Consider the following 8244-nt stretch of genomic DNA (forward strand, 5'->3'; position numbering starts at 1 on the left):
GAAGACCATGCCGACGCGGGCGCGCAACAGAACAGGATCGACGCCGCGATCATTGATCTCCTCGTCGTCGATCCGGATCGAGCCGGAGACACGCGCGGTATCGATCGTGTCGTTCATGCGGTTGATACACCGCAGGAAGGTCGACTTGCCACAGCCCGACGGGCCGATGAAGGCCGTCACCGAACGGTCGTGGATATTTACAGATATGCCGTGAAGGGCCTGCTTTTCGCTATAGAAGACGTCGACGCCATTGGTGGCGACCTTGACGGGCTTGTCAGTGTTCACGGGGTGATAGACCGTGGAGTTGCCGGGTGCGGGCGCAGCAGCGTCTGCCATATCACCATCTCCGTTCGAAACGGCGGCGCAGCACGATGGCGGCCGCATTGAAAAGGATCATCAGCGTCAGCAGCACCAGAATGGCGGCGGCTGTGCGCATCTCGAAGGCGCGTTCGGACGCGCCAGACCACAGGAAGACCTGAACCGGCATGACGGTCGAGGGCTGTGTCAGACCGGAAAGCCCCAGTGACGGCGCATCGGCCACAAACGCAACCATGCCGATCATCAGAAGCGGCGCGGTTTCCCCCAGCGCCTGGGCCAGACCGATGATCGAACCCGTCAGGACGCCCGGCATGGCGAGCGGCAGCACGTGCTGGAAGACCGCCTGGGTGCGCGATGCGCCCACGCCCAGCGCCGCTTCGCGGATGGAGGGCGGCACGGCACGCAGCGCGGCACGCGAGGAAATGATGACGGTCGGCAAGGTCATCAGCGCCAGCACGAAACCGCCAACAAGCGGGGCAGAGCGCGGCATGCCGAACGTGTTGATGAAGACGGCAAGGCCCAGAAGACCGAACACGATGGACGGGACGGCGGCCAGATTGTTGATATTGACCTCGATGAAGCCGGTCAGGCGGTTCTTGGGCGCGAATTCTTCCAGATAGATCGCAGTGCCAACCCCGATCGGAACGGCCAGAAGCATTGTCACCAGCATGGTGAGGACCGATCCGATGAAAGCGCCCATGACGCCGGCAAGCTCCGGCTCGCGGCTGTCGGCATTGAGGAAGAGCAGGGTGTTGAAGCGGCTGGAGACCATGCCGCGCTCTTCCAGCGCCCGCGCATAGACGGCCTGCTGGTCGGTTATGCGCCGCCCGGAGGCCGGCGTCTCGATGACCCATTCGCTCCAGACCGGCGACGGCTCTGCGCTCTCCAGCGGCAGAAGGGCGCGGCCCTGCGCGCTGCGGCCGTCCGGTGCCAGCGTCTCTACGGCCACCACACCGCCATTGATGCGGATGAGAAGGCTCGCGGTGCGCGGACCCAGCGTGATGATGGTTTCCGGATCGATCACATCGTCAAAACGCGCGGCATCCTCGCGAGCACGGGCGGCAGCGGCCAGCGCCGCTTCGCGCGCATCACGGGTTTCGCCGCCTTCAGCGCGGGCTTCGAGGCGCGCAGCACTTTCCAGAATGTCCGCGCGGGCTTCGCTGGCCTGCTGGCGGATACGGTCAATTGCCGAGGCAAAGGCAGGCGTATCGGAGGTCAGGAGGATCGCGCCCTCAACGCCATCGGCCTGCACAGTGCCGGAGCCGGGCGCCATGCTTTCCTCGACCGTCACGCCCTTCAAATAGAGATCAATCTCGTGATTGACCGGCATGGTGACGTCGATGGTCGTGTCAACCAGAGACGGGTTCTCCACCACGCGGTTCATGATCGAAGCCGCATTGAGCCCGCTATAGAGCCCGAAGAGTTCGCGCAGTTCGGCGCGCGAGGCGGCCGCAGGAAACTCTTCCTGCAGGCTGCGCTGGATCAGCGTGTTGTAGCTGCCGCGCCGCAAGGAGGCTTCGGTCATGTCGCCGCGCGGGTCGGCCGTTTCCCGCTCCAGCGTGACCGGCAGGGTGAGCGTGTACTGTGTAAAGGCGCCAACCGCCTGAATGCCGATGGAGCCCAGCAGCACGGCCAGGAACGCGATCGCGAGCACGATCGCACCAATGCCGAACGCCTGGAAGCGGCCCTCGGCACGATGGCGGCGCGCAAGGCGCTGGCGGACGGCATCCGCAATGGAGGGCGGGGCGGCGTCAGTCATATTTTTCCCGATAGCTCTGGACCACGCGCAGGGCGATGACGTTCAGGATCAAGGTGAGCACGAACAGGACGAGACCCAGCGCAAAGGCGGAAAGGGTTTTGGGGCTGTTGAACTCCTGGTCACCGGTCAGCAGCGTCACGATCTGGACGGTGATGGTCGTGACCGATTCCAGCGGGTTGGCGGTGAGGTTTGCGGCCTGTCCGGCCGCCATAACGACGATCATGGTCTCGCCCACTGCGCGCGATACGGCGAGCAGGAGCGCGCCGACAATACCGGGAAGGGCCGCCGGGAAGACCACATGGCGGATCGTCTCCGACTTCGTCGCGCCCATCGCATAGGCGCCATCGCGCAGGGATTGGGGAACGGCGTTGATCACGTCGTCAGAGAGCGAGGACACGAAGGGGATGATCATCACGCCCATGACGAGACCCGCAGACAGGGCGCTCTGGGTGACGGCATCCTCATAGCCGAGGAAAAGCGCAAAATCGCGCAGGAGCGGCCCGACCGTCAGAAGGGCGAAGAAGCCATAGACCACGGTCGGCACGCCAGCGAGGATTTCCAGCAATGGCTTGGCCCAGGCCCGCGTGCCACTATCGGCATATTCGGAGAGATAGACGGCCGCAAAGAGACCAACGGGAGCCGCGACCAGCATCGCAATCAGGGTGATAAGCGCCGTGCCGGCAAACAGCGGAACCGCGCCGAAGGAGCCGGACTGACCAATCTGGCCAGCACGAATGGCGGTCTGGGGGCTCCACTGGGTCCCGAACAGGAAGTCGGCCACCCGCCAGTCGATAGAGGCGAAGAAGCGCAGCGATTCAAAGAGCAGCGAAAAGACGATGCCGAGCGTCGTCAAGATGGCGATCAGCGACGCCAGCGCCAACGCGGCAGAGATCACCCACTCCACCCGGTTGCGGGCACGGAAGCGGGCCGAGACATGGGTGCGCGCCACAAGAAGTCCGCCGAGCGCCAGCGCCAGGGCACCCAGTCCTGCCCCCCAGGAAATCGCCGTCTGGATAGGCGCCAGCGTATCGGCGAGTGCGCGCAAGGAAGCTGTATCGCGGCTGGCGAGGCCATCGCCAGACGCCAGCGCGCGGGCATCGGCCAGAAACACTTCACGCTGCTCTACCGGAAGGCGCGCATATTCCATGCCTGCCCGGGCAAGCGCCTGCTCGCCCGTCTCCGGCACTGTTTCGAGCATCTGCGCGAGCAAGGTATCAGCGCGGGTATCGCGGGCAAAGCGGGCATCGTCCTGATCGAACTGAAGCGCGTCCTGCTGCTCGCGCAGGGCCGCAATGCGTTCCGATTGCAGGCCTTCAGCCTCGATGACGCCCTCAGCCTCGGCGCGCAGCGCGTCCAGCTCGTTGGCAAGCGCCTCAAAGCGGGTTTGCGCTTGCGTGTATTCCTCATCACCCGCAAGCACAGCCTCGAACCGGGCTTGCAGGGGCTCGGCGGCTCGTTCCATCTCACCCAGCGCCAAAGAATTGGCCAGCATGGTGCCGGCGACCGCATAGGCCGCGAGCAGGCCAAAACCCGGAATGGCAGCCCAGAGCGCTACATAATAGCCATGATAGTTGGGCAGAGAGTGGGTGCGCGATCCATCCCTGGCGGCCAGCGCAAGCGCACGGCTGCGCCCGGCCAGAAAGCCGATAGCCGTGAGCACAAGCAGCGCCAGTGCCGTGAAAAGGGACAATTGCATCTGTGACCTCGCCCGGAGAGACGACCTGCTTTCCCGCCCTGCCGGTTAGCGGCGCAAACTGTCCCGGATCGATCACCCAAATATGACTGTGATGTTACAGTTTTGCGACGATGGCCGGGCCGGTCAGGGGATTACTCCTGTCCGGCCAGGACCTCCGTGTCCGATGCGACACTGCCCGATGCAGGCTTTACCGTCTGACTGACCGCCGGCTTTGGCAGGAAGACAGAAAAGGCTGAACCTGCGCCCGGCGCGCTTTCCACGGCGAAACCGCCGCGATGGCGCGTGACGATATGCTTCACGATGGCCAGGCCCAGCCCGGTGCCCGATGCCGGACCGCTCTTCTGGCCGTCGACACGGAAGAAGCGCTCGGCAAGACGCGGCAGATACCGCCGGTCGATGCCGGCACCGCAATCGCGCACCCGCACGACACCATAACGCTGGCGGGCATCGAAGGGCGGGCCAGCCAGAAGCAGGCGCGCACTGTCCGCAGCGATGCGGTCAGGCGCATGCTCGGCCCGGTCGCGCCCGCAATCATCCTCAGCCGTCACGCGCACCACCGCGCCTTCGGGCGAGTATTTGATGGCGTTCTCGACCAGGTTTTCGATCACCTCATAGACCTGGTCGCGATCACCTGTGACCTCCACCGGAGGCAGATCATCGGGAACGTCCAGCGTTATGGAGCGCGCTTCCGCCATGGGGCGCAGGCTGTCGGCGACGTCAAACAGGATCGTGCGCATGTCCGCCGTGCCCGAAGGCAGGACGTGCTCGTTCATTTCTACCCGGCTGAGCGAGAGAAGATCGTCGATCAGGCGGCGCATCCGGTCCGTCTGTTCTCGCATGATGAAAAGGAAACGATCACGCGCCTCCTCGTCATCGCGCGCCGGGCCGCGCAGCGTGTCGATGAAGCCCGACAGCGAGGCGAGCGGTGTGCGCAGCTCATGGCTGGCATTGGCCAGAAAATCGGCTCGCATGCGTTCGGCCCGTTTCGAGGAGGTCTCATCGGCGAGTACCAGCATGGCCCGCCAGGGCATCGGACCGGCGACCGGCATGCGGATCGGCTCCACAAAGGCCCGCACATGGCTTTCGATGGGCGCAAGGCTGGCGTATTCCACGACAGCGCCGCGCTCGCCGCGAAGGGCCGCACTGACCGCTTCCAGCACGCGCGGTTGGCGCAGTGAGGTGGAAAGCAGGCCGCCTTCCGCGCCCAGCGCCAGAAAGGCGCGAGCTGCCGGATTGGCTCGTTCGATACGCCCGCCCGGTCCGATCAGGAGGACAGGAACAGCAATCTTTTCAAGAATCGCCTCAGCGGATTCAGCGTCAGACGGACGAGCAGGCCGGGCAATCTGGGCGGCCGGGCGCGGACTGGTGCGCGTCACCGCCGTCAGAAAATAGATGAAAGCGAGAGCGGCAAAGGCCGACGAGGCTGCAAGCCACGCAGCTGGCTCCAGCACACCGCCCGCCATCAGCACGAACAGGACGAGCAGGCCCAGCACTGCTGTAATGACGATGTCCCGGCGCCTCGGACGGTCCGGCATGCGTTGGGTCCAGGCGGATTGTCTCTCGTTTGCCATCTTGCGGTCTTAGCACGGGTTTTTGACGGCTCAATGTGCCTGCGTCGCGCCATGAGCACGCGTCGCAGCAATATGAATTTTCTGTAATTCGAGATATTTTTAGCGTTTTTCGATAAACTTTTGTTGACATTCGCATAGTCGCGGCTAGGGTGCGCGAAACTTGAACCCTTATCAAAAGAAGGAATCCCGGGTGCTCCGGTATAGCCTCATACTCTCCTCCTCCCTTTTCGTCGTGGCGTGCGCTGGCACGCCGCAATTGTCCGTTGCGCCGGATCTGGCCCTGCCTGACACCTATGTCAGCGCGCCGGAGACGGCAGGCCCGCAGGAGCCCGACTGGGTTTCCGCGCTGGGTGATGCTGCCCTGCCCGGGCTGATCGCCACGGCGATGGAAAGCAATCCCAACCTGGCTGCCGCGCGTGCCAATGCGGACGCAGCCCGGGCCTCAGCCCGCGCCGGTCAGGCCGCCCGCTTCCCGTCGCTCGATTTCGGCACCACGGCCACCACCCGCCCTGCCGGTGAAGTCTACACGGCTGGTCTTGAGGTCAGCTGGCAGGCCGATGTCTGGGGCCGCATCAGCAGCCTTGCCCGCGCGAGCGCGCTCAGCGCCGAAGCAGCAGAAGCCGACTATGCCGGCGCCGAGCTGTCGATTGCCGCAAGCGTTGCCAGCACCTGGTTCCTGCTCACAGAAGCCCGCCTGCAACGCGAGCTTGCCGAGCGCGATGTCGCCACCCGCCAGCGTCAGCTGGAGATCGTGGACCGGCGCTTCGTGCGTGGTGTGGTGCGTTCCTCCGACGTGCGGACTGCCCGCTCGGCGCTGGCGAGTTCGCAAGCAACGCTTGCCATTCGCGAACGTACCGAGCGCCAGACCGCGCGCGCCCTTCAGACCCTGCTGGGCGGGTATCCCGACGGCGCAGTGGCAGGCGCTGACGTCCTGCCTTCGCTCAATGCGCTGCCTTCACCTGGCACGCCGGAAATGCTGATCAATCGCCGCCCGGACGTTCTGGCCGCAGAATTCCGCCTGGCCGCTGCCGGTTTCTCGGCCTCGGCCGCCCGCAAGGCGCTTTATCCGTCGCTCTCCCTGTCCGGCTCCTATGGCGGGCAGACGGGAGACCTGTCTGACCTGTTCTCGCCCTCAACGCTGGTGGAGAGCCTCACCGCTTCCATCGCTGCGCCGATCTTCCGGGCAGGTGCCCTGCGCGCCGAGCGTGACCGGACGGCGGCGGTCGCACGGGCGCAGGCCAGCAATTACGTCAATACGAGCCTGACGGCGTTGCGCGAGGTTGAAAACGCGCTGACTGCCGACAGCCTGCTCGAAGCCCGCGTGGCTGCACTGGAAACGGCGCGCGCCGAGGCGGAAGCCGCCCTGGAACTGGTCGAGCGCCAGTATGCCAGCGGTGTCGGCACGATTTTCGAGCTGATCGACGCGCAGACCCGCCTGACCCAGGCGGAGAGCCAGCTGATCTCGGCCCGCCGCGAGCGGATCGACAACCGCATTGCCCTTCATCTTGCCATTGCCGGCCCGTTCGGGTCATCGGCAGCGGCTTCCCCGTCACAAGAATAATCAAAAAGAACATCTTCAGAGGTTGGTCATGTCAAAAATTACCGGACGCTTGCTGCTCATCGGCTTGCCCCTGCTCATCATCGGCGGGTTCATCGTCCTGTTCATCATTCTGGGCGCTACCCAGCCCCGGCCGCAGCGGGAGATCCCGGTACCCCGGCCCGCTGCCGTGTTCGTCGCAGAGGCGGTTCAGAACCCGGTTCAGCTGACGGTTGCCACACAAGGCGAAGTCTCGCCGGTCACCGAAATCGGCCTGACCTCGCAGGTTGCCGGACGCATCACCTATGTGAACCCGAATTTCACGCAAGGCGGTTTCTTTGAGCAGGGAGACGTGTTGGTGCAGGTCGAGGACGAGGATTACCGGCTCGCCGTGATCCGTGCCGAGGCCCTCGTGACCCAGCGCCGTCAGGCCCTGATCCGCGAAGAAGCCGAAGCGGCGCTCGCGGCCGAGGAATGGCGTGCGATCGGTGACGGCGATGCCTCTGCCCTCACCTTGCGCGAGCCGCAACTGGCCGATGCCCGCGCGCAGCTTGCCGGCGCGGAAGCCTCCTTGCGCGAAGCGCGCCTTTCCCTGTCGCGTACCCGCATCACGGCGCCCTTCAATGGCCGCGTCCGCGAAAAGCTGGCCGATCTGGGCCAGTATGTGACCCCCGGTGCGCGTATCGGCGAGATTTTCTCGACAGACACCGCGCAGGTGCGCCTGCCCTTTACCGACGCCGATCTGGGCCGGGCAGGCATTCCGGTCGCCTTCAGCGCCGCAGACTACGAGTCTGCCCCGGTGATAACGCTCGGTGCCAATCTGGGCGGTGCCTGGCGCGAATGGCAGGGCCGTATCGTCCGCACCGACAGCGCCATCGACCCGCAGACCCGCACCCTCTACGCCATTGCCGAGGTCGAAGACCCTTACGGTGAAGCCGCTGAGGCCGCAGGCGCCCCGCTGGCCATGGGCCTCTTTGTCGAGGCGCGTGTGCCGGGCCGAGATCTGTCCAGCGCCATCACCCTGCCCCGCAGCACCTTGCGCGGTGCCGACCAGGTTCTGGTCGCGCGTCCCGACGGTACGCTGTCGGTGCGCACGGTTGAGGTCATTGACAGCACGCCGGAACGTCTGGTCATCGCTGGCGGCGTCGAGCCGGGCGAATATGTCGTCACCTCGCCTCTGCGCGGCGCGGCCGATGGCATGCGTATCCGGGCTCTCGACAGCGATGGCGAGCCGCTCTTTCCCGATGGGGAACCCGTAGCGGCGCCGTCTGAAGCCGACGCCACCCCCTCCACCGACGACGCCGGCAACGCCTCTGTTGCCAGCGCCGGCTAAGCCGATCCGGCAGGAGCTGAGCCATGACGG

General features: G+C 65.3%; 6 protein-coding genes. 2 read left to right on the forward strand and 4 right to left on the reverse strand.

What is annotated here, in order from left to right; translation table 11 throughout:
• From ACTS2Z_RS12370 to ACTS2Z_RS12385, 4 genes are all read right to left on the reverse strand, one after another.
• A partial coding sequence (locus ACTS2Z_RS12370) for an ATP-binding cassette domain-containing protein (RefSeq protein WP_442573517.1) occupies positions 1 to 336 on the reverse strand: 336 nt, incomplete at its 3' end.
• A 1-nt stretch (position 337) separates the two neighbouring features.
• Entirely contained in the window at positions 338 to 2077 is a 1740-nt protein-coding gene (gene pstA / locus ACTS2Z_RS12375; protein ID WP_442573518.1) for a phosphate ABC transporter permease PstA, read from the reverse strand.
• Positions 2070 to 3773 carry a phosphate ABC transporter permease subunit PstC gene (pstC, locus tag ACTS2Z_RS12380; protein WP_442573519.1) on the reverse strand — a complete coding sequence of 568 codons (1704 nt, stop codon included), beginning with the start codon at positions 3771 to 3773 and terminating at the stop codon, positions 2070 to 2072. Before pstC ends, pstA begins: the two co-directional genes overlap by 8 nt.
• Before the next feature lie 131 nt (positions 3774 to 3904).
• The gene (locus ACTS2Z_RS12385; RefSeq protein WP_442573520.1) at positions 3905 to 5308 is read right to left on the reverse strand and encodes a sensor histidine kinase; all 1404 of its coding nucleotides are present in this window, start codon (positions 5306 to 5308) and stop codon (positions 3905 to 3907) included.
• 226 nt (positions 5309 to 5534) lie between these two features.
• On the opposite strand from ACTS2Z_RS12385, the gene ACTS2Z_RS12390 reads away from it, so the two are divergent.
• Together ACTS2Z_RS12390 and ACTS2Z_RS12395 are read left to right on the forward strand one after the other, a co-directional pair.
• The gene (locus tag ACTS2Z_RS12390) at positions 5535 to 6905 is read left to right on the forward strand and encodes an efflux transporter outer membrane subunit (protein ID WP_442573521.1); all 1371 of its coding nucleotides are present in this window, start codon (positions 5535 to 5537) and stop codon (positions 6903 to 6905) included.
• A 28-nt stretch (positions 6906 to 6933) separates the two neighbouring features.
• Positions 6934 to 8214: an efflux RND transporter periplasmic adaptor subunit gene (locus ACTS2Z_RS12395; protein WP_442573522.1), complete on the forward strand. Its 1281-nt coding sequence runs from the start codon at positions 6934 to 6936 to the stop codon at positions 8212 to 8214.
• Positions 8215 to 8244 lie beyond the last annotated feature (30 nt).

The organism is Glycocaulis sp. (assembly GCF_052168375.1).
Lineage (GTDB): Bacteria > Pseudomonadota > Alphaproteobacteria > Caulobacterales > Maricaulaceae > Glycocaulis.